Here is a 25,389-nt window from a genome sequence, read left to right on the forward strand (position 1 = left end):
TTATTTCCCGAGTTTTCGTTGGATATTGTCGGCCTCTCGCAGGCCGAAGGCGATGAGTTGGGCGACCTCGAGAGTTCGGTCAAACCAACTTGAGTGGCCGCGGCGCGCCCCCCTGATCCGGTGCGCCAGATCGTCACCGGCCGCATGCTCAGACATGACGAGCACGGCCGCCAAGGCGGGCGTGTACACAAAATCCGCGCACCCCGAGGCCTCAATCACGTTCCGATCAGTGGTCAGGAAGAGCCGAACGGACCACGGATAGTCGTCCAGGACGCGCTCTATCTCCTCCCGCACCCCCGGCATGTCAAGAAGGGTGGGCGACTCCGGGTCGAACGCCCGACAGTCACGGAGTTGATTGTCGTAATCCTCGAGCAACGCGTCCAATATCTTCGGATTCACGATACGCGAGGAATCGCGAGGGATCGGGCGGCCCGTAGTCCGGCCGTTGAGGAAGCCGAAGGCCGGGCCCAGGCCCGCCAAGCGAGCCTTCACCCGATCAAAGCTCCGGTCCATCTGGCCGTTGAGGATGTCCGACGCCAGATCCGTGTCGCCCACTGCCTCCAATTCCTTCCGCCAGTGGTCCGCATAGTCCAAGTACGCGCGTTTCCAGCTACGCCCCGGCAGTTGCCACCACGCGAAGGGGAAGATCTCCATCCGATCCCAGAGCGCCGAGAAATCGGCCTCCGGGGCATCCGCCGCGGCCATCGCGCAGGCCATGGGGTTGCGAACCAGCGCCCGCAGCAAGGGGAACACCATCGGCGGGAGGGATTCCAATCCGAGATACCCGAACACCAGCGGCCAATCCTCGTGCCCCGGGTCCATGGCGAGGGCGCGGACAACGGGCCGGAACGGCTTGTCTCCGAACGGCTGATTCTCGTCGAACGCCGCCGCGTACGCTTCGGCCACGGTGGCCGCCTCTCCCAGTAGGGGCCCGACGGTGGCCTGGTCCGGCTGTGGGGCATACCACGGCAGCGGGCGGGCGCGTTGTTGTTCGCCTTGGCGGCCGCAAATCAAATAGGGCCCAGGAACCAAGGGGTTCGCCGGGAGTCTCCACACACCCTCCGAACAAGGCCGAAGCGGGAGAGGGTCCTGGTCGGGTTCGAGGAGCGGGATCAACTCCACCACGAGCGAAGTCAAGTCGTCGCGGGAGACCTGCTTCAAGCTACGCTCGTCCAGCGTAACGAGCGGCGTAGTGCCATTCTCCGCACGGCGAAACGCGAGGTCGAAGCCGGCCACTGAGAGGTCGGCGCCAGGAAGGGTGGCCCCCGATCCTCCATGTGCGATCCGCAGTCTGACCCGGGCGTCGAGACGGTCGGCCAGCCCCAACCGATCCGCCACCTCTCGGTCCACCTGGCCGAGGTCGAGCAGGTGATGTCCGTAGCTCACCTCCGGAATGTTGGGGGCGAAGGCAGGGGAGCGATCCATGGAGCCCCAGAGGGTGTATTCCCCGCGATCCGGGGCGACGACTTCCGCGTGGACGCCCGCCAGCGATCCCTCGGCCAAACGGGCGCCGGTCGGCAATCGGCGACCATCGGCCGCAATGAAGGCGGCGCGGCGGGCAGGGAAGGGGAGCGTCAGGGTCATCCGGCCGAGCTCGGGCCAATCCACAACGATGGGCACTTGTCGGGGCGGGTCCCCGGAGGCGCGCAACAACAGACGGTAGCCATCGGGCTCTGGGTGACCCGTCGCGCGAACCCCGGGAGTGTCTTGGACACCGACCATGACGCTACCGAACCGCGTGAACCTGATTTCGCCTTGGGTGGTGTCGGACGAAGGGCGAATTTCGATATCGGCCTCGCTCGGCAATATGCAGATCGATATTGAATGGCGGACGATGTTGTTCGTGACGTACCTGAGCCGACCCCCGCCTCGGATGGCGCAGGAAGCCACCGCGGCGCAGGAGTAGGCGCCCCAGCGTCCGCCGGGGATGTCCGGCCTCCACTCGAGGTGCCGCTCCGGCACTCGCTCCACGAACTCTCCGTCCCGGCGCCGGTGAACCACGGGACCTCCGAGGAAGACGGTCATCGCATCCCCGCCGAACCGTTTCGTGGGACCGGCCAAGTGATACTCGATGTCGTGGGGATCTGCCGAGGCGTTGGTCTCCACGATCACGCACGAACCGTCCGCCTCGGTGATCGTGGCCTTGCCCCGTAGCCGATAGACCCGGCGTTGGGAGACGTGGCTCTGGGCTGCGTTGCGGAGGGAGCCGGCGGGCTCCAGACATCCTTCGTCACTAACGACTGAAGCTCTCGCACCCACAGCGAGGAGAGCCCAGGCCTCCCCTACGCGCAACGTCCCCTGGCCGACGAGACGACACGTCGAGCGCGGCGGGTCGGTTGGGTCCATGGGCCCAAAGACCCAGGCGAGATCTCCCAACCCCGACGCCCCCGGAAACTGATCCGAGGGGTACTCCTCGTCGTAGGTGCGTGCGACCAGTTTCCGGGGGCCGGTCAGATCCCTGGTCTGCACCTCGCGGGCGAATGAAGTCCGTTCCAGCCGGAAGCGGCCCTCGTCTTCGATGCGCTCCTCGGTCGCTTGGGCCAAGGCCCGGAACGTCCCCCTCTCGGTTTGGACGCCCAGGTGAAGGCGAGATGGCACTTGGTCGGGGGACTCGAAACCAAACAGCGCCTGGAGGGCCTCGCGACCGATGGTTGTCGGCAGGTTGAACGACCCCCGCAGCTCCCAGTCGCCATCGGCGACCGGTGCCAAGTACACGTTCCAGCGGACGTGGCTGCGCGCGCGGCGGGCGACTTCGATGGCCTCGCCGAGCAGGCCATTGAGAAGGACACTTGCTACGTCATCACTGACTCTAATCGGGAGTTCGCCGCGCCAGCCGGGCCGCTTGCCGTCCAACTCCTGGACGGGCGAAGCGCCGTTGGAGAGTTCCGCCTGGAGCCGCCAGATGGCTTGAATCAGCTCACCGGCCAGCTCGTATACGACTTCTCGCTGCCACGCCCGCGGAAGCTCGCGTCGCAGCCGCGAGGCCAGATCGCGTGCAGGGATGCCGGTGGAGCCGAGCTGACGGAATTCGCCCAGGAGACCTCTCAGGTAACGGCTTAGATGCGTGTCTTCTCGCAGCACGAGATTGAGGGGAAGTCCGCCTTCGCACACGATCGTCTCCAGGAAGCCCCGGGACGGACCGAATCTGTAGATGGTGCGGCGCCACGCGCGGAGTCCGCGGGTCACCACATCCCGAAGCACATGATACTGACCGCCGGAAGGGGCGAGTTCGGGCATTCCGAGCGCGGAGACGAGCGGTTCCCACTTCCGTGGCCCGCCCTCGTAGTTTCGATACGACCACTCCGATGCCCACAGGCAGAACGCCCTCGCCGCGTCCCTCGAGATGGGACCCTGCCCGAACTGCTTCTTGCGGAGTTCCCACCCAAGCACTCGCTCAAGGTCGGTGAACTCTTCGGGGGTGATATGATACCGGTAGAGGGGCTGTCCGTTCGGCCCGGAGAGGTCGCGCGCGGCAAAGAAGTCATCGAGGAAGGTCTTGGCTGTCTTCATGGGCTCAAGAGCTACACACTCGGAACCTCCGGCCTCTGCTGCTGCTCGGGACGTCTCCTTGCTCCAGTCGTCCCGTGCAGCGTCCTTGGGGAAGCTTGTCGGCCCACCTCGCAAGAGCGGACAGACTACGCAACCTCATCAAGGAAGGGCAACCGTCGAACCCCAAGGGGCGGGCAGATCTCGGCAGGTTGCTTCCCACGTATCCGCGCAGGATGTGACGGCTCTACGGGGATGGGGGTCGAACATGTCTGGTCGGCCTCCCTGGGGCAGTTGTTGGATGTGAAGGCTAGCCAAGCCGCGCCAAGTCTATCCGGGTACAGTCCGACGAAACTCGTCTAGGCCATACAGCAGCTTCTGCAAATCAGTCGGAACCTGTGCTTTCGTGAAGCCAGAGATCAGTTGATGATTCGTCAAGCTGACGGAGTAGGCATCCTGAACGAGCCTGCGGAATTCCGCCAGCGTGCGTTTGCCCGGCACGATACACACTCTGGTTTCCAGGTCGGACCACTCTCGTGCAAACCACTCGATCATCTCTCTGGTAACGGTCGCCCGATCTTCGGGTCGTCCCGACCGATCGTGGTAGTCAATACGGCGGGAGACGTACTGTGCTTCCGCGTCAGCACGGAACAGGTCCGTCGCTTTCCTCAGCAGGGAAGTCACGTCCTTCACGGTAGGCGGCTTCTCACCTTGCCGCCGCGCTCGGTCCTTCACCCCACGCTCAACAACTCGCTGCAGTACGGCGGGCTGGAGGAGGTAGTTCTCCATCTCCTTTCGAGCCAAGACGTGAACGAACGGTACACGGGTTCCGAGATCCGCTACTATCTCTTCGATCTGCTCTTGGGGCCAATAGTCGCGATCAAACACCGCTCCGATGCAAAGCGGCGTGCCCAGAGTCTTCTCGATTCCCCAAGCGGAAGCCGAAATCCTCTCCCAGTTGGCAAACCCTTCCGACTCCACGGGCGTGATGTCGAGTCCTGATGCCAATTCCTGAAGTCCAAGCACCGTCGCGAACTTCCTCAGCCGCTTGAAGTCTTCGCTGCCTTCCACGAACAGCACTCGCCTGGTCCGCGAGAGTTGAGTCAGCGTCACGTTGTGGACAGATCCGATTCGTTCCGTAGCGCCCTGGACATCTTCGATGCTCTTGAGGCGTCCGGCTGTGCGCTTCTGCTTTTCCAGGAGGAGAATGTCAGTCGGATCGACTTCGCCCATGATCTCGGTCGAGTGCGTGGCGATCAGGATGTCCGGCCCGAGACCCCGCAGCGTCGTCACGAGCTTCCTCTGTAGATCGGGATGCAGGTAGATCTCGGGCTCGTCGATGACGAGTATCGTCGCATTCCTCGATCGGAGGGCGTGCGTCAGGATTTGGCACCAGACCTGGAAGCCAAAGCCCGCCCAATAGAGCTCACGGGTCATACGATCCTCTCGACAAAACATTCCAAGCTTGCCCGCCATCAGGTCTACGACCTCCGGTGGCTCAAGCTCCATTCCTGGCCAAGTCTGTGTAACCAACTCGGAGAATTCGTCGAATCCTTCGGGGTTCTGCATCCAGTAATTCCGGAAGTGACGAGAGGCGCGGTGGGTGGTGAGATTCCTTTTGACCGTCTTGGCCTGAACGGTTGTTTCCTCATGCTCTACCGGGCCCAAGACCGGTACGACCCCGATCGAAACCGGAAACGCGGTCCGGAATCCTGACGGGGTTACGACTTGGCGACTGGGTGTGTCGGCGAACAAGAAGCACCCACCGTCCTCGGGAAAGTCGAGGAGCAGAGTGTTCTTGTTTGACATCCGGAAGAGTACGCTCGACCTGGTCGACGCGAGATCTGAGTGGACGTTCTCGAGCGAGATGGGCAAAGCGTCGGGAGTGATGTTCCAACCCCTGCTACGCCTGTCCGGGCCGTCGCACAGTTGCGCCGCTCGGGCTCGGGCCCGGCGCATGGCGACTTCGAGCACTCGGAAGGCGCCAATCACGGTCGACTTGCCGCAGTTGTTCGGACCCACCAAGACGTTGAAGGAATTCAGGCGCACAGACATGCGCTTCAGCGCTTTGTAGCCGGAGAACTGAACCGACGTTATCGAAACATCTGCCATTCTACTCCGCCCCCTTGACCCCTCAGCCTCTTGAGTCGCGAATACCTCGCCACGGTCCAACGGTTCGTCACGCCACCCCCAACGTTCAGCAGCCTGAGCCTGGCCCGGGGCGTATCGTCAGGGCCCATCGCATCACAACACGCTTCGGCCCGCGTCGTAGGCATCTGCGCTGCGCCCGGTGAATGCGCAACGGGTCATGCCGTCGCGAGGGGAACGACGCAGCGGCAACGCTCGGCACGGCTAGGCGTGCGTCGGACCTCGGCGGGTCTTGGTCGCCGCATTCTGAGGCCGCGCGTCGGAAGCGGAGTTGCTTGCTGTTGTCAGAACCCAGTCTGGGGTTGCATGTATCTCCGCTTGGATCGTCCGTCCAGGAAGTCGCGATGGCGATCACGAGAAGGGGGCGGGTGTCCCGAGTACGGTCTTGTGTCTCGAAGGGGGGATCCACCGGAAGATGACGAACGGCGATCTGCATTGGATCACGAACTACATCTGGGGGATCGCGGACGACGTGCTCCGCGATGTCTACGTCCGCGGCAAGTACCGCGACGTCATCCTTCCCATGACCGTGCTGCGTCGGCTCGACGCAGTGCTCGAACCCACGAAACAGGCCGTCCTGGACATGAAGGACACGCTGGACGGGCTGGGGATCGCCGACCAGAAGGTGGCCCTGCGGCAGGCGGCGGAACAGCCATTCTACAACACGTCGAAGTTCACCCTGCACGACCTGCGGGCGCGGGCCAGCCGGCAGCAGCTCAGGGCCGACTTCGAGGACTACCTCGACGGGTTCTCGCCCAGCGTGCAGGACATCCTCGAGAACTTCGAGTTCCGCAATCAGATCCCGAGGCTCTCCAGGGCCGACGCCCTGGGCGCGCTGATCGAGAAGCTCACCTCGCCCGACATCAACCTGGGTCCGGAGCCGGTCATGAACACCGATGGCACGGTCCGGCATCCAGGGCTCGACAACCACGGCATGGGCACCGTCTTCGAGGAGCTGATCCGGCGCTTCAACGAGGAGAACAACGAGGAGGCGGGCGAGCACTTCACGCCGCGCGACGCCGTGGAGCTCATGGCGAAGCTCGTCTTCCTCCCGATCGCCGACGAGATCGACGACGGCACCTATCTGCTCTACGATGGCGCGTGCGGGACCGGCGGCATGCTGACCGTGGGCGAGGACGTGCTGCAGCAGCTGGCGGAGGAGCGGGGCAAGCAGGTGTCCACCCATCTCTTCGGCCAGGAGATCAACGCCGAGACCTATGCGATCTGCAAGGCCGACCTCCTGCTGAAGGGGGAGGGGGAGGCCGCCGACAACATCGTGGGCGGACCGGAGCACTCCACGCTCTCCAACGACGCCTTCCCGTCGCGCGAGTTCGACTTCATGCTCTCCAACCCGCCGTACGGGAAGAGTTGGAAGACCGATCTTCAGCGCATGGGTGGCAAGAAGGACATGCGCGATCCGCGGTTCGTGATCGAGCACGCGGACGATCCCGAGTACTCCCTGGTCACCCGCTCCAGCGACGGCCAGATGCTCTTCCTGGCCAACAAGCTCTCCAAGATGAAGCAGGGGACCCGGCTCGGGAGCCGCATCGCCGAGATCCACAACGGCAGTTCGCTCTTCACCGGGTCGGCGGGGCAGGGCGAGAGCAACATCCGCCGCTGGATCATCGAGAACGACTGGCTGGAGGCGATCGTCGCCCTGCCGCTCAACATGTTCTACAACACCGGCATCGCCACCTACGTCTGGGTGCTCACCAACCGGAAGCCCGAGCACCGGAAGGGCCAGGTGCAGCTGATCGAAGCCACGAAGTGGTTCCGACCGCTCCGGAAGAATCTTGGGAAAAAGAACTGCGAGCTTGGCGAGGAGGACATCGAGAGGATTTGCCGGACGTTCCTCGATTTCGAGGAGACCGAGGAGAGCAGGATCTTCGACAACGAGGCGTTCGGGTACTGGAAGGTGACCGTGGAGCGGCCGCTGCGCTTGGCGGTAGATCTGTCCGAGCAAAGGAGAGACGCGTTCTTCGATGCCTGCCTTGAAATGGACGAGGAACAACTTGGAAACGCGGTCGAGTCGCTGGCGCCGCGCCTTGGGCAGGGTCCCCACCTCGACTTCAACCACTTCCTGGAAACGCTGAAAAACGAAATGCCGCTTCATCGGATCAAGATGACCGCGAAGCGGAAGCGGCTGCTCCAGACTTCGCTGGCCGAGCTGGACGAGACGGCCGCGCCGGTGATCAAGAAGATGCATCGGCGCGGTACGGTCGCCGATCCGATCCAAGGTCTTTACGAGGTTGGCGGCGGCGGCTCGCGAGTCGTCGAGTACGAGCCGGATACTCAACTGCGTGACACCGAGCAGATTCCGTTGCAGGAGGAAGGCGGCATCGGGGGGTTCCTGCGTCGCGAGGTGCTTCCGTACGCCGAGGACGCCTGGTACGTCCCGAAGAGCGTCAAGACCGGCTACGAGATCAGCTTCAACCGGTACTTCTACCAGCCCGAGCCGATGCGGACGCTGGAGGAGATTCGCGCCGAGATCGCGGCCGTCGAGCGGGAAGCGGAGGGGCTGCTGGATGGGGTGGTGTGGGGGGAATGATGTCCGGGCGTCAGGCGGGCGAGCCGGTCGATAGCGCCGCGAAGCTCAGGGTGTACTTGGACGCCACAATCATCCGCGCGTGCCAGGATCCCCGGGGCGCAGGGCCGCTGCACGGTCTGATCAGGCAGGCAGTTCGCGACGAGGTGGTCCTGGTGGTGTCGGACTTGACGGTGGATGAGCTGCGGGACGCGCCCGCCGACGTGCACGAAGTCATGGACGCTTCTATCCTGCCCCATGCGGAACGAGTTTCGGTCACGACCGAGGTTCACGAGCTTGCAGACAAGTACGTTGAGAGCGGTGTGGTCACCGGGCCGAGGCGGGCCGACGCCCGGCACCTTGCCGCTGCCACGGTTGCCGGCGCGGACGTGTTGGGGAGCTGGAATCGCCGTATCCTCAATTGGGAGAGGATCCGTCGGTACAACGAGGTCAACCGCCTTATGGGCTACGGCCCCATCGACGCCCGCGATCCCAGGGCGCTTGAGTATGGAATATCGGATCCCGAACCAGCCGTTGAGTTGCCGATCATTGAGCCAGGCGAGAGTGGGTTCAGGGTCATGCGGTGGCTGCGCGCTCTCCGCGTTCACATCTACGAAGAGACCAAGGACATGACCTTCGCGGAGAGACGAGCCGACCGAGGATGACCGCGTTGCAACCCTATCCGGCTTACAGGGACTCCGGGGTCGAGTGGCTGGGGGAGGTGCCGGAACACTGGGAGGTTGAGCGCCTTCGCCGGTGCGCAAGGGTTCTCGGCGGCGTGACCCCTAGTATGCAAGTCCCCAGCTACTGGGGCGGCGCGATTCCATGGGTCACGCCCAAGGACATGAAGTCGGATGCTATCGGCGATTCCGAGATCAAGACTACGCAAGCGGCACTGAAGAATACGTCATTGCGCCTTATCGATTCGGGAGCAGTCCTCATCGTCGTGCGTGGCATGATTTTGGCCAAGCGTGTGCCGGTGGCTTGGACTACAGATTCGGTGACGATCAATCAGGACATCAAGGCCCTGACTCCGGTTTCAGGTGTCGACGTAGAGTTCCTCGCTCGCGCACTTCGCTCGGGTCAAGACGCTCTCCTTGCGTTCGTAGAGGTGGCAGGCCACGGGACTCGCCGTCTTCCTACCGAACGATGGCGATCTTTGCCCATAGTTCTTCCCCCCCTCCCCGAACAACGCGCCATCGCTCGCTTCCTCGACCGCGCCGACCGGCGCATCCGGCGCTTCATCCGCGCCAAGGAAAGGCTGATCGAGCTGCTGGAGGAGCAGAAGCAGGTGACCATCAACGAGGCCGTCACGGGCCGGATCAATGTCCGAACTGGCAAGCCCTATCCGGCCTACAGGGACTCCGGTGTGAAGTGGCTAGGGAAGGTGCCGGAGCACTGGGAAGTCAGATCGCTGAAGTACTGGCTGACGATCAACAGGCAGGTTCTGCCCGAGGACACTGATCCAGAGTACGCGTTCGATTACTTGGACATCGGGTCGATCGCTACGGGCAGGCTAACGGCAGCCCCCGAGAGGATTCGATTCGGCGACGCACCCTCCCGCGCCAGACGCGTTGTCGCTTACGGCGACACCATCGTCTCGACGGTACGGACATACCTGAAGGCGGTGTGGCACGCCGGTAATCCGGGAGAACGTCTGATCGCTTCGACCGGTTTTGCAGTGCTGACGCCGAGTCGTGACACCGCCTCGAGGTTTGTCAGCTACACCTGCCAGAGCGATCCGTTCACTGACCGTGTCACATCGGAATCGGTGGGAATCGCCTATCCTACGATTGCTGAGGGACGGTTGGGGACATTCGATGTCTGCGTCCCTCCCCTCTCCGAGCAAACCGCCATCGCCCGCTACCTTGACCAAGCTGGCCGACGGATGCAGCGCACCATCTCGGCACCCCAACGCCAGGTCGAGCTCCTGCGCGAGTACCGCACCCGCCTGATCGCCGACGTGGTGACCGGCAAGCTCGACGTACGCGAGGCGGCGGCCAATCTGCCGGAGATGGACCCGATTGTACGCGGCAACCAAGTCGATACAATCCAAGTCGAGTCGAACTTACATGCGTCCGAACACGACATCGCGGAGGAGGCAGGCGCATGACGGACTGGAACACATGCCCGGCAGTGGAACGCAACCCCAGCAAGATCAGCGGGGCCTGGGCCTTCACCGGCACGAGGGTGCCGGTATACGCCCTCTTCGAGAACCTCGCCGCAGGCGCGACGATCGACGAGTTCGTCGAGTGGTTTCCGGGCGTCGAGGAGCGGCAGGTCCGCGCGGTGCTCGAACACGAGGCGAAGGCGCTGAGAACGGCCGTGGCGCGTTGAGACGGCTGTTCGATCAGGGCACTCCCGCCCGCCACCGCTTGATCGCCGATGGCGTCACCGGCAAGCTTGCTGCGCGGGAGCTGGCGGTGCGCCGCCGGATGGAGACGACGATATGGGGGACCAAACGGCGAACCGAAAGGATGTGGGAATGATCGAATCGACCTGCCACGATCAGCTCGGTCGACCTTCCTACGCGGTGGCGGAAGCCGGCCGGCTGGTGGGCCTCACCGCGGGGAGGGTACGCCGCTGGCTAAGGGGGTACGAGTACAGCTACGGTGACGCTGTACGTGGTCAGCCGCCGGTGCTGCAGGGCAGTGGGACCCAGAGTTCCTACGCGTCCTTCCTGGACCTTGTGGACCTGCTCTTCGTGAAGCGGTTTCTCGATCACGGCGTGTCACTTCAGAAGGTCCGCCGCGCACTCGACGAGGCTCGCCAGGTCTTGGGCACGGAACACTTCGCGAGGCAGACGTTCTTCACGGATGGCGGATCGATCTTTCTCCGACTCCGGGAAGGAGTCAATAAGGGCCGGGGGGAAGCGATCCTAGAACTCATGTCGGGCGGGCAGTGGGTGATCGCGCCCGTTATTCGGGAACTTGCGCGGCAGATTGAATTCGAGTCTCCCGAGGGGCTGGCTAGCCGGTGGTATCCGCTCGGGCGGAATAGGCCGGTGGTGCTGGATCCCACGGTGTCGTTCGGTGCGCCGTCGATAGCGGGCCGAGGTGTCAAGACGATCAACATCCACGATCTCTTCGTGGCCGAGGACGAGAACCTGGAGTCTGTCCGCACTTGGTGGGAGTTGACGGACGCCGAGATCCACGCGGCAGTGGATTTCGAGCGTCAGCTGGCGGCATGAGGTTCTTCGTCGATAACAACCTCAGCCCGCAGTTGGCGGCAGGAATGAAAGGATTTGGTGAAGACGTTGTGCACGTCACCGAGTTCTTTCCACCGGACGTCGACGACACCGAACTTCTGGCTCGCGTCGGATCGGAAGGTTGGTGTCTCGTGACTCGCGACGACAGAATCCGATACCGGCCGGCAGAATCGGCGGCGATCAAGGAACATCAGGTAGGGGCGTTCTTCATGGGCGGGAAGAACCTCCGTCGATGTCAGCTCATCCAGCAACTCGTCCGAAACTGGCCCCGGATGAAGGAACTTGCGGCCAAGACGAGACGGCCGTTCGCGTTTCGGGTCCCGCCGACGGGTGCTGCTATCAAGTCGATTCCTCTCGGCGACTGATCCACCCATGACGACCGACCTCACCGAAGGCGGCCTCGAACGCCTCATCTGCGAGGCCCTGACCGGCGACCCCTGCGATCCTCCATCCGGTCGCACCGTCGGGGAACGTCCTGCCCCGTACGGCGGCGTCGGCTGGTCCCCCGGCAACCATCGCGACTACAACCGCGAGTACTGCGTCGACCTGATCCAACTCCGCACCTTCCTCCACGCCACCCAGCCGGACACCGCTCCCGCTATCCGCCTCGACGAAGACGGCCCAACCCGCCGCAAGTTTCTCGCCCGCCTCCAGGGGGAGATCGGCAGGCGCGGCACCATCGATGTCCTACGCGACGGGATCAAGCACGGTCCCCACGACGTTGACCTCTTCCACGGCACGCCCTCCGCCCAGAACCAGACGGCCCAGCGGCGCTTCCGCCAGAACCAGTTCAGCGTCACCCGCCAGCTTCGGTACAGCCGGGACGACACCCAGCGCTCGCTCGACATCGGACTCTTCATCAACGGGCTCCCGGTCTTCACCTTCGAGCTGAAGAACAGGCTCACGAAGCAGACCTTCAACGACGCCATCCTGCAGTACCGGCGGGACCGCAACCCGCGCGAGCCCCTCTTCCAGTTCGGGCGGTGCGTGGCGCACTTCGCGCTCGACGAGAACGAGGTCCACTTCTGCACCCACCTCCGCGGGAAGGCGTCGTGGTTCCTGCCCTTCAACCGCGGCTGGCAGCGCGGGGCCGGCAATCCGCCCAACCCGAATGGCCTCAGGTCGGAGTACCTGTGGCGCGAAGTCCTCGCCCGGGCGAGCGTGGCCAATATCCTGGAGAACTACGCGCAGGTGGTGGTGCCGAGGAACGCGAAGACCGGCAGGAAGAAGGTCCAGATCTGGCCGCGGTACCAGCAGCTCGACGTGGTGCGCCGACTCCTGGAGGACGCCCGCGCGCATGGGGCGGGGAAGCGGTACCTGATCCAGCATTCGGCCGGCAGCGGCAAGAGCTATTCGATCGCCTGGCTGGCCCATCAGCTCATCCCCCTCGAGCGGGACGGCAAGCCCGTCTTCGATTCGATCATCGTCGTCACCGATCGCCGCATCCTCGATAAGCAGATCCGCGACACGATCCGGCAGTACGCGCAGGTGGGGTCCACGGTGGGGCATGCCGAGAAGTCGGGCGATCTGCGCCGGTTCATCACGCAGGGCAAGAAGATCATCATCTCGACGATCCAGAAGTTCCCCTTCGTTCGCGAGGAGATCGGCAACGAGCACCGCGGGCGCACCTTCGCCATGATCATCGACGAGGCACATTCGAGCCAGGGCGGAAAGACCAGCTCGGCGGTCTCGACCGTGCTGGGCGAGTCGGACGAAGCGGGCGAGGACGAGCCCTACGACGAGAGGCTGAGACGCCTGATGGAGTCGCGCAAGCTGCTCCCCAACGCCAGCTACTACGCCTTCACCGCCACGCCGAAGAACAAGACGCTGGAGATCTTCGGCGATCCTGACCGTCAGAGCGACGACACGGTTCGGCACCTGCCGTTCCACACCTACAGCATGAAGCAGGCGATCCAGGAAGGGTTCATACTGGACGTGCTCAAGCACTACACGCCGGTCCAGAGCTACTACAAGCTCGCCAAGACGGTGGAGGGCGACCCGGAGTTCGACGTCAGGAAGGCCCGCAAGAAGCTCCGGCGCTACGTGGAGGGGCACGAGCACGCGATCCGGCTCAAGGCCGAGATCATGGTCGACCACTTCCACGAGCAGGTGATCGCGCAGCGCAAGATCGACGGCATGGCGCGGGCGATGGTGGTCACCAACGGGGTCGAGCGCGCGATCCAGTACTTCCACGCCATCCGCGACTACCTGAAGGAGCGAAAGAGCCCCCACCAGGCGATCGTCGCCTTCTCGGGGGAACACGACTACGGCGGGGAGAAGGTGAGCGAGGCGAGCCTGAACGGGTTCCCGTCGTCCAAGATCGCCGAGAGGTTCCAGGAGGATCCGTACCGCTTCCTCGTCTGCGCGGACAAGTTCCAGACCGGCTACGACGAACCCCTCCTCCACACCATGTACGTCGACAAGACGCTCTCGGGGATCAAGGCGGTCCAGACGCTGTCGCGGCTCAACCGGGCGCACCCCAAGAAGCACGATGTCTTCGTGCTCGACTTCCTCAACGACACGGAAACCATCACCGAGGCCTTCTCGCAGTACTACCGCACCACCGTTCTGGCCGACGAGACCGATCCGAACAAGCTCCACGACCTGCAGGGCGACCTGGACGGTGCCCAGGTGTACTCGCCCGATCAGGTCCGGGAGTTCGTGCAGCGGTACCTGGACGGCGTGGAGCGCGAGCGGCTCGACCCCATCCTGGACCGCTGCGTCGCGGTATACGTGAACGAGCTGGGCGAGGACGAGCAGGTCGCGTTCAAGAGCAAGGCCAAGGGCTTCGTCCGCACCTACGCGTTCCTCTCTTCGATCCTCACCTACAACAACCAGGACTGGGAGGAGCGCTCGATCTTCCTGAACTTCCTGATCCCGAAGCTGCCGTCGCCCGTGGAGGAGGACCTGTCGAAAGGCATCCTCGAGACGATCGACATGGACAGCTACCGGGTCGAGAAACGCGCCATGCGGGAGATCATGCTGGAGGACGAGGACGCCGAGATCGAGCCGGTGCCGGGCGTCGGGGGCGCGGGCAAGGGCGACGTCGAGATCGACCGCCTGTCGGCGATCATCGATCAGTTCAACGACCTGTTCGGCGGGATCGACTGGCAGCACGCCGACCGGGTCAGCCAGATGATCACCGAGACGATCCCGGCCAAGGTGGCGCAGGACACGGCCTTCAAGAACGCCCGGGAGAACTCGGACCGCGAGAACGCCCGAATCGAGCACGACAGGGCCCTCGCGCGGGTGATGACGAGCATCATGAAGGACGACACGGAGCTGTTCAAGCAGTTCGTCGACAACACCGACTTCAAACGCTGGCTCGGCGACACCGTGTTCCGGCTGGCCTACGAAGGAGGGCACACTCCTCAAGTGCGATGAAAGCCTTTGTGGAGATCTTTATCATGTTGGGGGAACTTCTCTCCGCGGCTGAGGACCGCACCGAAGCGGACGGCGGCGAGGAGACTCAATGAGCGAAGGACAGCGCCTCGAATGGAAGACCGCGTGGCGGGACGACCACCTCAAGTCCGTATGCGCCTTCGCCAACGCGGATGGCGGCACGCTGGAGATCGGCCGCGACGACGAGGGCACGGTCGTGGGAGTCGGTGCCCGCGAACGCAGACGGTTGCTGGAGGAACTGCCGAACAAGCTCCGTGACCTGCTCGGCGTCGTTGCCGCGCTGCATGTGCGGGAGGATGGCGGTGTCCCCTACCTGCGCATCATCGTCGAGCCGTACCCGGTGGCGATCAGCTACCGAGGGGTCTACTACCAGCGTAGCGGAAGCACGAACCAGATACTCCGAGGTCCTGCTCTGGACCGCTTTCTGCTTGGAAAGACCGGCAGGTGTTGGGACGGGATGCCGGATCCACGGGTATCGCTGGAAGATCTCGATCCAGCCGCGATGGCCGGGTTTCGCAAGCGGGCAAGGAAGGAGGGGAGGCTTTCGGGGAACGCGCTCGACGACGACGATGCCGGTCTCATTGAGAAGCCGCGTCTCACGGACGGCGACTACCTGACGAGGGCGTCCGTTCTCCTGTTCCATCGCGATCCGGAGCGGTTCGTGGCGGGTGCGCATGTGAAGGTCGGCTATTTCCGAAACGAATGGGACGTGCGCTTTCACGATGTGATATCCGGCGATCTCTTCACACAGGTCGACAAGACCATGGAAGTGCTGCTCTTCAAGTACCTGAAGGCAGGCATCGGCTACGACGGGATCCACAGGGTGGAAAACTATCCGATGCCCGAGTCGGCGCTTCGGGAGGCGCTGCTGAATGCGGTGGTGCACCGGGACTACGCGATCCCCGCGCCGATCCAGATTCGAGTACACGATGACCGCCTCCGCATCTACAATCCGGGCTCTCTACCCGAGGGTTGGACGCTCGAGAAGCTGCTGGGCCCGCACCCGTCCCGGCCCTGCAACCCGGACATCGCGAACGCCTTCTTCTGGACCGGCGAAATCGAGTCGTGGGGACGCGGGATCGACCGCGTTCTTCGTGCTTGCAGAAGGGCCGGGACACCGGAACCGGAGATCCACCTGGAGCCTGGAGGCCTTTGGTTCGAGTTCGGGTTTTCGGATGACTACCTGGAGAGCGTCGGCGTGGCGGGAAAGCGCAGCGAGGGTTCGGACGCGACCTCCGAGGGACTAGGTGTGGATCAGGTCGGCACCAAGTCGGCACCAAGTCGGCACCAAGTGGCGATTCTACGGAAGTCGTTGTCGGCGCGGCCCATCACGGAACTCATGGCGGTGGTGGGGAGAAAGGACCGCACCAAGTTCAGGAACCAGATTCTCAGACCGATGATGGAAGCCGGGTGGATTGAGATGACCATCCCTGACACGCCTACGAGCAGGAAGCAGCGGTATCGGACCACTGCGGCTGGGAGGGCGGCGCTGGCGGCGGTGGAATGAAGACTGAAGCAGGAGAGAAGGCGTTCGACCGCTCAACACCCCGGTTCCGGCGGTGGTTCGGCCCTCTGGAAGAGACCGCAGCCGAACATCCCCGGAATCTCGAACGGAAGCGGGCCCAGTTCGCGCGCGTAGCGCTCGCCGAGATCCATCATCGTCACGCCGTCGACGGTGTCGAAGCCCGCCCCCGCCATGCGCGCGCTCATGGCGGCCAGGCTGAAGTCGGAGACCATCGGCTCGCCTCGCTTCGCACGTGCGTCGTGGCATCGCTGGGCCTGTCTTTCTGTAGCTGGAGGATCTTTCCGAGGGTGCGCGGTTGCACGGTCGGGTTCATCAGATAGGATCGCCCGGCGATGCCTGCTCCAACCGAACGTCTTCCGTGTGGTACGCGCGCAATGCGCGCTCGCCATCGGGTTCGCGGTAGAAGACGATGGACTGTCGCCGCGATTCATCCGTGGCAGCCTCGGACGCCTCGATCCAGCGCTCAATGTGCATCAGGACCGCGTCAAAATCGCTGCGAATGAGCCGGGTCTTCTCCACGCGCTCCGCCAGTTGGCCTCCGAGTAGACGACGCATGCCGCGCGGGAGGCGCCGATCACCGGGGAGGCGGAGGTCACCCAGGAGTCGGGACAACCCCGACTTGGCGGCCTCTCCCTTGAGTCTCCTGTGGTAAGCTCCGACGCGGTCGTCATCGAGCACCTGCCGAAAGCCCCCTCCGTACCGTTCGATCTTCTCCCGCAGCCGCGAGTGGCGGAACTCCACGACGTCCGGATCGTTCTGGAGCGCCAGGTACAGCTGCAGCACGTCGATCTGGATGTCGTAGAGACTTGCCAGGAAGAACCGATTGAGGTCCGACACGGCGGACTTGGCGTCCTCCTCCGAATGAACGTCTCCGGTTGCCAGCAGTCCGTATTTGGAGCGCAGCAGGCTTACGTCGTGCTCGACCCTAGCCAGCCTGTCCGGCACGTCGGTGGCGAATCGTCGGCAGCGCTCGAATTCGGATCGGATCTCGTCAATCCGCTCCGCCGCGGTCTCGAACCGGGCGTAGTCTTCGGCGTCCAGGAGGCGGCGTACGCGCTCCACCACTTCGGCAAGCTGTCCGAGCGTCCTCTGCGCCCGGTCGAGGCGTGCGCATATCATCAAGGACGAGACGGTCGTGAAAAGCATCACCGGCGCCACAACCGGCATGAGGGCGCTGCTCGCGGCAACGAACGGCGCTTGCCCCACGATCCCGGCCGGGCCCATGACGGCTGAACCGACCCCCGTCCCGATGGTCATCAGGCTCGCGGGGTTGGCGGTCGCCAGGAACACATTGCCCGCGAGCAGCGACGACGCGGCCGTGCTTCCGGCGCCGAGCGTCGGGAGCAGCCAGCCGCTCTCGATGACTCCGCCGGACTCGAACGGACGATCCTCGGACCACGACGCTCGCAACGCCTCACTGGCATCCCGGCCGAGGTCGACTAACGCAATCGAGCGACCTTCGTGCGTCAGAACCTGTCCCACGGGATTGCGTGGTATGTCCTCTTGGGATCCGACAATCTCCACGTGCGCTGTCCTGCCTGTTCGAGACCTCCGCGTCCCTACGTACGGCTCGGCTCAACGTCGCGCGGCTTGGGAGCCTCGGCAAGCGGAGAATCAGCGTCGGCGGTGCCTTCCCTGAGTGGCAGCCGGGCTGGGCGGGCTTGAGTCACCGCCTCAGATGTTCGGCCGTCGTCCACGACCTGGAGATAGATCGATCCGCAGAGACGGCTCAATCTCTCGGAGCGTCTCGGGGCTGCAGCGGTCCAAGAGAAAGGTCATCAGATCGTCCTGTCGCGGCTGCCCGAACACCATCCGGTAGACGGCGAGGGACCGCTTGAGCGCCTCGAGTTGCGACGCGTCGCGGCTAAGCGGAAGCGCCGGCACGTGCCGCTCGATGTACGCGCCGTCCTCGAGCGGAAAGAGCCAGTACGGCACGAGCCCACCCCCGTCCGCTGACTGCTCCCGGGCGGCTTCGAACAGCGCGTGCCACACGTCCTTCGAGCCGTCGGAGAGTACCTCGGCCCTGTGCTTCGCCGCGACGTTCTTGCGCACGGCGTGGCCCTTGTAGCGGTCCACGCGGCCTTCGCGCTGCTCGAGGTCGACGGGGTTCGACGGCAGGTTCCAGTGCATGACCGCGTGGCAGTAGGCGTGGAAGTCCAGCCCCTCCTGGCCGACGGAGGTGGACACGAGGACGAAGGGCCAGAAGGGGGAGTTGAAGGCCCGCCGCACCTGTCCCTCGCGCGCCCCCGCCTTGCCATCGTCGCGCTCCTGGGCGCCGAAGCGCATGGCGAAGTGGTTGCGCAGCCGGCGGTGCTCGATGCGCACGGTATCGTCGGCGGATCGGAGCTCATCCACGCGCGGCGCACCCGTGCGAAGCGACAGCGCGCCCGCCACCGCCAAGGCTAGCCTTTCCCAGGCCTCCTCGTCTTCGGCTGCGAACAGACCCTCGAGATCCCGTAGCGTGTGGACGTACTCGTCCAGCACGGCCTGCAGGTTGCCCTCCGCACAGTAGTCCACCACCTGTCGCCAGTAGGGCGTCTCATCCCCGGGCCGCTCGCCTCGGATGAGCGCCATCGCCTCCGGGAGGTTGAACAGCGTCCGGAAGCCCCACGCGATGCGGGCGGCCGCGTCACGGGCCCCGGTGGCCGCCCAGGTTTCCGAGCCCGAGGTACGTGTGAGGGCCCTGAGCGCGCTCGTCGCTGGGCCGGCTACGGCTCTCCTGGCAAGAGCCTCCGCGAGATCCTCGGGGGGTCGCCCGAGGTCCAACGATCCGCGAACGACTGCGTCGACCCCTGCGTCAACGAGCTTCTTCGCTTCCTTGACGTGGTCCACCCACCGGGAGCCCTCGTCTTCATCCTCCTGCGCTCCGTTCCAGACCCTCGGAAGGTCCCGGCGACCGAACCATTCCTTCGTCGACTCGCCGTACCTCTCGAGATCGAGGAGGATCGGGGCCGCCCAGTACCAACTCTCGTCCTCGCGCTCGGCGTCGAGATACGGCTCCGTGAGTCTGTCCAGCAGCGGTTCGAGTCGCGCTCGGGCGCGGCCAACCGCGTCAGCCAGAGTCGCCTCGCCCTCTGGTATCGGAACGGGATCGCCCAACTCCACCAGGCTCGGACTCGGGTAGAGGATTCCGAGCACGGGCATGCCCGTAAGCCTCTCGTTCGAGTACGCGAAGCGAAGCAGGGGACGGCGTTTCCTGCGCTCCTCGGGCGTGTTGCGGATCGAGTCGTCGAAACGCTGGAAGATCCGGCGTTCCACGTCATAGCTCACCATGCTCGCGACCGCCTTGGGAACGACCGTCCAGGTCGAGAAGATCAGGCGCTTGGAGAGCTGCTGCTCGCGCGCCGCCTTCCACGGACCGGACTCGGCGTAGTACGGAAGTGCAGGGGGTAGCCAGAGGAGCTTCCACGCCTCGCCGCGCTCCATCCACGCGAGGAGACTGCGCAGACGGGCGTTGGCCGGGTCGAGCCTCGCGTAGGCCTCGACATCTTCCCACGGAAGGAACGCCCGCCCGCTGTCGGTCAGGAGCTTCGCGAGCCCGTTCTCCGACGGCGTGTCCAGCCCCGCGACGACCTCGGTCTTCAGCTTGTAGTCGTCCATGAAGCTCAGCAGGTACGGAGCCGATTTCCAGTACTCGAGGACCTGCGGCTGTCTCACTTCGCGGCCGATCTTCTCCAGAGCCAGGAAGTCCCCTACGTCGTCCGCGGTGAGTTGCAGTCCCGCGCTCGGTACCTGGCGCATCATCCCCTGGGCGTCCGCGGAGGCCCGCAGTCGCTCAGTACGCGACATGACGCGGCGGAGTTGGGCCTCGATCGCTCCCTTGATCCGCACGAGCGCCTCCGTCCCGGACTCGATTCGGTACATCGCCTGCCGGTACTCGTCCAGGAGCCGCCGGAGCGTGCCGCTTTCCCTTAGCCTGGGGTCGAGGAACTCGACGGTCCGCAGGAAGTCACGGTAGTGATCGTCCTCGGCGCTCTCGTGGTGCAGTGTGTACATCTTGTACGGCGTCGCCGAAAGCAGCAGGAGACGAACCTCCGAGTTCTCCTCGGGATTGGCATACGTGAACAGTCGTCTTGCCAACTGCGCAGTCGCATCCTCTCCGTCCAGGAGGTCCTTGAAGCGCTGGAATTCGTCGAGAATCACGAGGTCGGGCTCCAGCGCCGTAACGCAGACCTCGGCCAGCAGCGAACGCAGCCGGCCGATGAATTTGGCCTGCCTCCAGCGATCGCCGCCCGGGATCCGCTTCCTGGACCGCCGGAATCGCTTGCAGAGGTCCAGATAACGCTCCCGGAGACCCTCGCCCTCCTCGTGGACGCGGAGCTTGAACGCCTCCGCGAGTTCCACGTCGATATGCTGCCAGCGCTTGAACTCCTTGAGCTCCCAGCGGAAGTGTTTCGTGTTCCTCACGTACCCCTGGAACAGGTTCATGGGCCCTGCGCGTGGATCCGGCCAGACCCGCTGCAGGAGGTGATAGAGGAGGACCCGCTCGTCCCGGCGTCCCATGCTGCTCCTCAGGTCGAACGAGGTTCCGGGCGTGAGCGCGAGGTAGTTCACGCGGTTCCCGCGCAGGTCCCGGATCTCTCGGGGCAGCAACGTCAACCGGTCGGCGCGGACGAAGCGGCTGTCACCGATCTGAAGCCGGCGAACATTCTGTCGGGCGATCTGGGCGTTGGAGCAGATGTAGACGACGTCGATCTGTTCGACCCTGTGAGGCCCGTCCCACAGGTGATCGAGTGCCTTCGCGATCACGCCGCGGGCCACGAGCGTCTTCCCGAGACCGACCTCGTCGGCGACCAGGAAGCGGCGGGTCGAGTCGGGGGCCGTGTAGAGTCGCTCGAAGGCATACTCCACGGTGTCTCGCTGGAAGCCCTTGAGGCCTTTGAGGACGGCGTTGGTGTCCGGGCGCTCGCCCGCTTCCCGTCGGCTCATGATTCGACAGCCTTCCGTGCCTGCCACACCGGTTCCCATATCTCGTTCAAGCCGTCCGGCAGGAGATCCCTCCCCTCCGGTGTCTTCGCGAGGTCGGTGATGAGCCGGGCGGCCTCGTCGATGCGGTCGGGACTGCGACTCAGGCTCCGCAGGAGCGCCTCCAGCAGGGCCGCCTCCTGCCATCCCCCGAACCCCAGGGACGCTGCGTCCTCATCGCCCGCCACCCCCACGAATGCCGACACATCGGCCCCCTCATCCATCAGAATCAGGAGCAGGAGCCTGAGCACGCGACGGCGATCTTTCAACAACGAACGCAGCAGGCGTTCCTTCCGGTTCTCGGGCACCCCGACCAACTCGGCCGTGACCGCGAACCGCTGCCGCACCGCGTGCGATCCTTCCCGCAGGGAGACCTCGAAGGCGAAGAACCCGGTCAGCGCCTCGAAAGACATCCCTCTGAAGGTGGCGATCCCGTCGGCCAGGCCGCCCGACTCACCTTGGTCCGTGGCGGGGCCCATGATTGGCTGGGCAGCCTCCGGGGAGAGCGTGGCCGGCCATACCGTTACCACCGCTCCGCCAGTTATCTGGGGAAGTTCTCCCGACAACGTGATGTCCCAGCGCTGCTCCGCGTCCACGTCGCGGACGGTCGCCGTCAGGCGAGCGGCCCCAAGGAGGCGAGCCATCCACTCGGCCCTTCTCTCGAGTTCCTTCTTGGGGCCGTTCTCGGGTCCCAGGTGGCTGGGAGGCGTGTACTCCTGGAGGAGCGATCGAAGGGTTTCGAGCCGCGGGTGGTCTTCGGAGCCGAGCAGCGAGGCGATGCCGCAGTCCGTCTTCCGCCCGACGAGTTCGACCAGCACTTCCACGTTGAGCCCGAAGGCCGCGGCCGTCGCGTTCGCCGAACCCGTGAACAGCCGCGCCTCTCGGCCGTTCTCGAACAGGAACAGCTTGGCGTGGAGGCCCGCGAGTTCGACTTGGTCGTCAACGGGCGGCGATCTGCTCGGCTCCTCCTCTCCCTCTTCCTCCTGCGCCTCGCGGGCGTCAAGGTCGGCTCCCGGGGACAGCACGTAACACGTCTTGGGGAGAGCCTCGCGCCCCGAACTGCGGATGACTTCCTCGAACGCCTCCGGCCTGGAGATCAGCACGTCGAGCCCATGCTCCTTCACGAGCTTCTGAACGACGGAACCGACGAGGTACGGCGATATCACGAGGCTCCGCGAGGCAGCGGGCAACGGCCAGCCGCGCCTGCGCGATAGCCCGAAGGGGTGGATGCGGAAGTCGGTGAAGGGCCCGGGCGGTCGGAAATCCACTCTTCGGACCTCGTAGGCCATCTGCTCGAGATCCTCGCGCAACTCGGCTCGAATCGGACGGGTGGTGAGCCCCGGAAGTGCCAGGAGCAGATCTGCCAGCGGCTTGTTCCTCGAGTAGCCGCGTTGCCGGTCCATCAGCCGTCCCTCGAGGGAGAGGCAGGTATCCCAGGACCGGGCGAAGGTCAGGTTGCGGGAGAGGCACAGCACGCGGTAGATGGCCGGCGCCTCATCCGCCTCGAAGGCGAGCACCCACAGCTTGGGGTGGAAGATCCCTTCCGCGCGGGGCGGTTGCACCTCGATGACCGAGCCTTCCAGATAGGCCAGCAGCGTCTGCTCCGGTTTCGGCACGGCGATCGCGCCAGCCTGGCAGAAAAGCGTGACGTTCTCGGCGTGCCGCCGCAGCGCTTCGAGCAGCGCAACCGGATCGGTCACCGGCGCGCCGTCCTCGTCGTGCGCGTCGAAGAAGGTGAAAGCGAGAGGGGCCGTCAGGAGGGCGATCAGGTCGAGCGTGTAGCTGGTCCCTATCGCCCGGCGCAGGCGGTAGCCGGGCGGCGGGCGCAGGCTCTCCAGGAGGAGCGTCCGCTCACGCGTTCCCAGCATCACTCTCGCTCCGCGCCAGCCCGTCGAAGATGTCCTTGAGGAGCATCCTGGTTCCGGTCTGCGGGCTCCCGCCCCACCGATAGCTCATCCGCCCGGTGCCGGATCGTCCTCCCCACAGCTCAAGGTGCCGCGGGCTCGTCAGCCGCGCGCGACCGCGTTTGAGTTGGGTCTCGCGTTCCCGCACCAGGGCCTGCGCTACGGAGTTGTCGCCGACGACGGCTTCGGGCCCGTCCGTCTTCAGGCTCTCGATCCAGCGCGTCACGAAGGCCTGCGTCGGATAACCGACCGACCGGCCCTCTGCTCGTACCACGTTCCACACCCCGTCCAGCTTCCAATCCTTCAGAGCTGATGCGAGGGCCTCGATGTCTTCGGCCCAGGTCTCCAGCTCGCTCCGGTAGGTCTCCACGCGCTCCTCATGCTTCTGCAATTCGGAGAGCATGAGGTTGTAGAGCAGGGACGCTCCCTGCATGCAGATGGCGAACAACTCGGCGTCGTGAAGCCGCTCACGTAGCACCGGCGATATCTCGCTGAGCCGGGAGAGTTGCCACGGTCGATCGGCGTCGAGGTCCTCCGGATTGGCGCGGCCTGCGAGCGCGGCCAACAGGCTCTCGGGGTGCCGAGCCTGGATCCTCTCTCGCAGGTACTCGGCGTCCTGTGGCCGCAGTGCAACCGAGACGTTCTCGTACGGGAAGCCCGACGGAGGGGCGGGGAGGTGAGGGTGCCAGTTCGCCGGCGGCGCGCTTCTCCCCTCCGGATCTCGAGGCGTACTCCGGAACTGGGCTCCGCGCCGGTAGAATCCGTCAAGCGATCGGAAATACGCCCACTTGTGGCCCGAGAACGTGCGGATCCCCCAGCTTCCAAGCCCGCCCCAATAGACCTCGCTCGGAAGCCGCTTCAACGCGCTCCCCGCTTGGGACCCGAACACGCCCCGTGTGTCGTCGCCCGCCAGCATCCGGCTATTGAGGTTGAGTTCCGCCCGCCGAGCCCTCGCCGCGGCCTTGCTCGACGGCTTCCTCAGGCGCTCAAGCCGCAGGAACGTCCAGGGCACGAGCAGGAAGTAGCACGCCCGAGTCTGGATCGTGCTGGTGCCGGGGAAAAAGAGATCCGAGAAGCTGTTGCGAACGCCCGCCAGCCCAAGCTCGTCAACCGTCCCGGTCTCCCGGAACAGGTCGATGACGTCGAGGGCGCGACGCCGGTCACGCTCCGAGTAGTCCAGCCAAGTCAGCGTAGAAGCCATGGATCCTTCGTTTGTGTTAGGACGGCATGACCCGACAACCGGCCCCTGCCGGAGACCGTGTCCGGGCGGCCTTCATGTTGGAATCCCCGTTCTTCACTCCGCCAGCAGCCCAGCTATGACCTCGAGTGTGATCGTCGCCAGACGGATGGCGAAGAGGGCTTCAACGCGGGTGTACTCACGAGCCTCGGCACGGTGCGCGGTGATGTTGCCCATGTCCTTCGCGCGCTTGACGATCCCTCCGTACAGGTCCGCGTGCCGTTTGTCGATCCTGTCCGTCAGCGCGGCTTTGAGACCATCTCCAGTCGCTGCCTTGACGGACTCCTCCATGAGGGAGACGGCCTTTCGCGCCTGCACGACTGCGGCGTCGAAATCGCCTCGGTCCACCGCGTCTCGCGCGCGACCGAGCACCGCGATGCTGGACCTGTAACGATCCGCGTACATGAGGTGGTAACGGATCTCGAGAAGGTCGATCTGGTCGCCAGTGAGTGCGCCTACAGCTGCGACCCAATCGTCCCGTGGGATCTGGATGCGGATTTCCTCGACTCGAGCGTCGGTCGTCGCTCCGCCCATCTCGATGCGTGGCCAAAGCTGCATCTTCATGGTGGGAACGCCGCCCGCCCGGCACTCTTCGAGCCGTTCCAGCCGATGTCTGCCTAGGTCGAGGGCGACGGAGCCGTCCTGGGTATCCACATAACCGAGCGAGCGGAGCGGATGCCTCGATCCGTCCCGCACGAGCTGGCCGACGAAGAGGTCATCTGCCCCCACCCGTAACTCGCCGCCGAAGTCAATGAGGTGATATTCGTCCTGCCGATTCCCCTCTCGCGAACGAATGAGATGTCCGAGAGTCCAGGAAAGCCCGAAGCGAATTCGCGGGCCTAGCGCAGGGACGGCCGTGACGTTGGTTACAGCCACGCGGCCTACCATGGTATGACCAATCGTCACGCGCCCATCGCCGTAACCGGCCGCCATCCTAGCCGCTCGGATCGCGGAGGAATTGGCTATGCATCAGGCAGGTGTGGGCGACAG

The 25,389-nt window shown here is 64.7% G+C and carries 16 protein-coding genes; 8 read left to right on the forward strand and 8 right to left on the reverse strand.

Annotated features, from left to right (window positions below; all coding sequences use genetic code 11):
• Complete coding sequence (locus ACPXY0_RS03655) at positions 1-3,510, reverse strand: STY4851/ECs_5259 family protein (RefSeq protein WP_423928574.1); 3,510 nt, start codon at positions 3,508-3,510, stop codon at positions 1-3.
• Positions 3,511-3,816: 306 nt separating this feature from the next.
• Entirely contained in the window at positions 3,817-5,598 is a 1,782-nt protein-coding gene (locus tag ACPXY0_RS03660; protein ID WP_423928576.1) for an ATP-dependent nuclease, read from the reverse strand.
• A 451-nt stretch (positions 5,599-6,049) separates the two neighbouring features.
• On the opposite strand from ACPXY0_RS03660, the gene ACPXY0_RS03665 reads away from it, so the two are divergent.
• From ACPXY0_RS03665 to ACPXY0_RS03700, 8 genes are all read left to right on the forward strand, one after another.
• Positions 6,050-8,182 carry a type I restriction-modification system subunit M gene (locus ACPXY0_RS03665; RefSeq protein WP_423928578.1) on the forward strand — a complete coding sequence of 711 codons (2,133 nt, stop codon included), beginning with the start codon at positions 6,050-6,052 and terminating at the stop codon, positions 8,180-8,182.
• Positions 8,170-8,823, forward strand: a complete 654-nt coding sequence (locus ACPXY0_RS03670; protein ID WP_423928580.1) for a hypothetical protein — start codon at positions 8,170-8,172, stop codon at positions 8,821-8,823. The genes ACPXY0_RS03665 and ACPXY0_RS03670 overlap by 13 nt, the downstream gene beginning before the upstream one ends.
• On the forward strand, positions 8,820-10,271 hold the full coding sequence (locus ACPXY0_RS03675; RefSeq protein WP_423928582.1) for a restriction endonuclease subunit S: 1,452 nt from the start codon (positions 8,820-8,822) through the stop codon (positions 10,269-10,271). The genes ACPXY0_RS03670 and ACPXY0_RS03675 overlap by 4 nt, the downstream gene beginning before the upstream one ends.
• The gene (locus ACPXY0_RS03680) at positions 10,268-10,495 is read left to right on the forward strand and encodes a DUF433 domain-containing protein (RefSeq protein WP_423928584.1); all 228 of its coding nucleotides are present in this window, start codon (positions 10,268-10,270) and stop codon (positions 10,493-10,495) included. Before ACPXY0_RS03675 ends, ACPXY0_RS03680 begins: the two co-directional genes overlap by 4 nt.
• A gap of 148 nt (positions 10,496-10,643) precedes the next feature.
• Positions 10,644-11,348 carry a hypothetical protein gene (locus ACPXY0_RS03685; RefSeq protein WP_423928586.1) on the forward strand — a complete coding sequence of 235 codons (705 nt, stop codon included), beginning with the start codon at positions 10,644-10,646 and terminating at the stop codon, positions 11,346-11,348.
• On the forward strand, positions 11,345-11,731 hold the full coding sequence (locus ACPXY0_RS03690; RefSeq protein WP_423928588.1) for a DUF5615 family PIN-like protein: 387 nt from the start codon (positions 11,345-11,347) through the stop codon (positions 11,729-11,731). The genes ACPXY0_RS03685 and ACPXY0_RS03690 overlap by 4 nt, the downstream gene beginning before the upstream one ends.
• 7 nt (positions 11,732-11,738) lie before the next feature.
• Positions 11,739-14,750: a type I restriction endonuclease subunit R gene (locus ACPXY0_RS03695; RefSeq protein WP_423928590.1), complete on the forward strand. Its 3,012-nt coding sequence runs from the start codon at positions 11,739-11,741 to the stop codon at positions 14,748-14,750.
• A gap of 88 nt (positions 14,751-14,838) precedes the next feature.
• Positions 14,839-16,275: an ATP-binding protein gene (locus tag ACPXY0_RS03700; protein ID WP_423928592.1), complete on the forward strand. Its 1,437-nt coding sequence runs from the start codon at positions 14,839-14,841 to the stop codon at positions 16,273-16,275.
• Between the two features lie 32 nt (positions 16,276-16,307).
• Here the strand turns inward: ACPXY0_RS03700 and ACPXY0_RS03705 are convergent, their stop codons facing one another.
• The 6 genes from ACPXY0_RS03705 to ACPXY0_RS03730 all read right to left on the reverse strand — a co-directional run bounded on the left by ACPXY0_RS03705 (position 16,308) and on the right by ACPXY0_RS03730 (position 25,332).
• Positions 16,308-16,505: a hypothetical protein gene (locus ACPXY0_RS03705; protein ID WP_423928594.1), complete on the reverse strand. Its 198-nt coding sequence runs from the start codon at positions 16,503-16,505 to the stop codon at positions 16,308-16,310.
• A 100-nt stretch (positions 16,506-16,605) separates the two neighbouring features.
• Positions 16,606-17,775, reverse strand: coding sequence for a hypothetical protein (locus tag ACPXY0_RS03710; protein ID WP_423928596.1), 1,170 nt, complete (start codon positions 17,773-17,775; stop codon positions 16,606-16,608).
• 192 nt (positions 17,776-17,967) lie between these two features.
• Positions 17,968-21,222 carry a helicase-related protein gene (locus ACPXY0_RS03715; protein ID WP_423928598.1) on the reverse strand — a complete coding sequence of 1,085 codons (3,255 nt, stop codon included), beginning with the start codon at positions 21,220-21,222 and terminating at the stop codon, positions 17,968-17,970.
• Positions 21,219-23,126 carry a phospholipase D family protein gene (locus ACPXY0_RS03720; protein ID WP_423928600.1) on the reverse strand — a complete coding sequence of 636 codons (1,908 nt, stop codon included), beginning with the start codon at positions 23,124-23,126 and terminating at the stop codon, positions 21,219-21,221. Before ACPXY0_RS03720 ends, ACPXY0_RS03715 begins: the two co-directional genes overlap by 4 nt.
• On the reverse strand, positions 23,110-24,363 hold the full coding sequence (locus tag ACPXY0_RS03725; RefSeq protein WP_423928602.1) for a DUF6361 family protein: 1,254 nt from the start codon (positions 24,361-24,363) through the stop codon (positions 23,110-23,112). Before ACPXY0_RS03725 ends, ACPXY0_RS03720 begins: the two co-directional genes overlap by 17 nt.
• A 93-nt stretch (positions 24,364-24,456) precedes the next feature.
• The gene (locus ACPXY0_RS03730; protein WP_423928604.1) at positions 24,457-25,332 is read right to left on the reverse strand and encodes a hypothetical protein; all 876 of its coding nucleotides are present in this window, start codon (positions 25,330-25,332) and stop codon (positions 24,457-24,459) included.
• Positions 25,333-25,389 lie beyond the last annotated feature (57 nt).

Source organism: Candidatus Palauibacter sp. (assembly GCF_965237495.1).
GTDB lineage: Bacteria > Gemmatimonadota > Gemmatimonadetes > Palauibacterales > Palauibacteraceae > Palauibacter.

What these genes read in the sequence shown, in the direction of transcription:
- ACPXY0_RS03655 (WP_423928574.1), bottom strand. Translation starts at nt 3,510, where the DNA reads ATGAAGACAGCCAAGACCTTCCTCGATGACTTCTTTGCCGCGCGCGAC.
- ACPXY0_RS03660 (WP_423928576.1), bottom strand. Translation starts at nt 5,598, where the DNA reads ATGGCAGATGTTTCGATAACGTCGGTTCAGTTCTCCGGCTACAAAGCG.
- ACPXY0_RS03665 (WP_423928578.1), top strand. Translation starts at nt 6,050, where the DNA reads ATGACGAACGGCGATCTGCATTGGATCACGAACTACATCTGGGGGATC.
- ACPXY0_RS03675 (WP_423928582.1), top strand. Translation starts at nt 8,820, where the DNA reads ATGACCGCGTTGCAACCCTATCCGGCTTACAGGGACTCCGGGGTCGAG.
- ACPXY0_RS03680 (WP_423928584.1), top strand. Translation starts at nt 10,268, where the DNA reads ATGACGGACTGGAACACATGCCCGGCAGTGGAACGCAACCCCAGCAAG.
- ACPXY0_RS03685 (WP_423928586.1), top strand. Translation starts at nt 10,644, where the DNA reads ATGATCGAATCGACCTGCCACGATCAGCTCGGTCGACCTTCCTACGCG.
- ACPXY0_RS03690 (WP_423928588.1), top strand. Translation starts at nt 11,345, where the DNA reads ATGAGGTTCTTCGTCGATAACAACCTCAGCCCGCAGTTGGCGGCAGGA.
- ACPXY0_RS03695 (WP_423928590.1), top strand. Translation starts at nt 11,739, where the DNA reads ATGACGACCGACCTCACCGAAGGCGGCCTCGAACGCCTCATCTGCGAG.
- ACPXY0_RS03700 (WP_423928592.1), top strand. Translation starts at nt 14,839, where the DNA reads ATGAGCGAAGGACAGCGCCTCGAATGGAAGACCGCGTGGCGGGACGAC.
- ACPXY0_RS03705 (WP_423928594.1), bottom strand. Translation starts at nt 16,505, where the DNA reads ATGGTCTCCGACTTCAGCCTGGCCGCCATGAGCGCGCGCATGGCGGGG.
- ACPXY0_RS03715 (WP_423928598.1), bottom strand. Translation starts at nt 21,222, where the DNA reads ATGAGCCGACGGGAAGCGGGCGAGCGCCCGGACACCAACGCCGTCCTC.
- ACPXY0_RS03720 (WP_423928600.1), bottom strand. Translation starts at nt 23,126, where the DNA reads ATGCTGGGAACGCGTGAGCGGACGCTCCTCCTGGAGAGCCTGCGCCCG.
- ACPXY0_RS03725 (WP_423928602.1), bottom strand. Translation starts at nt 24,363, where the DNA reads ATGGCTTCTACGCTGACTTGGCTGGACTACTCGGAGCGTGACCGGCGT.
- ACPXY0_RS03730 (WP_423928604.1), bottom strand. Translation starts at nt 25,332, where the DNA reads ATGGCGGCCGGTTACGGCGATGGGCGCGTGACGATTGGTCATACCATG.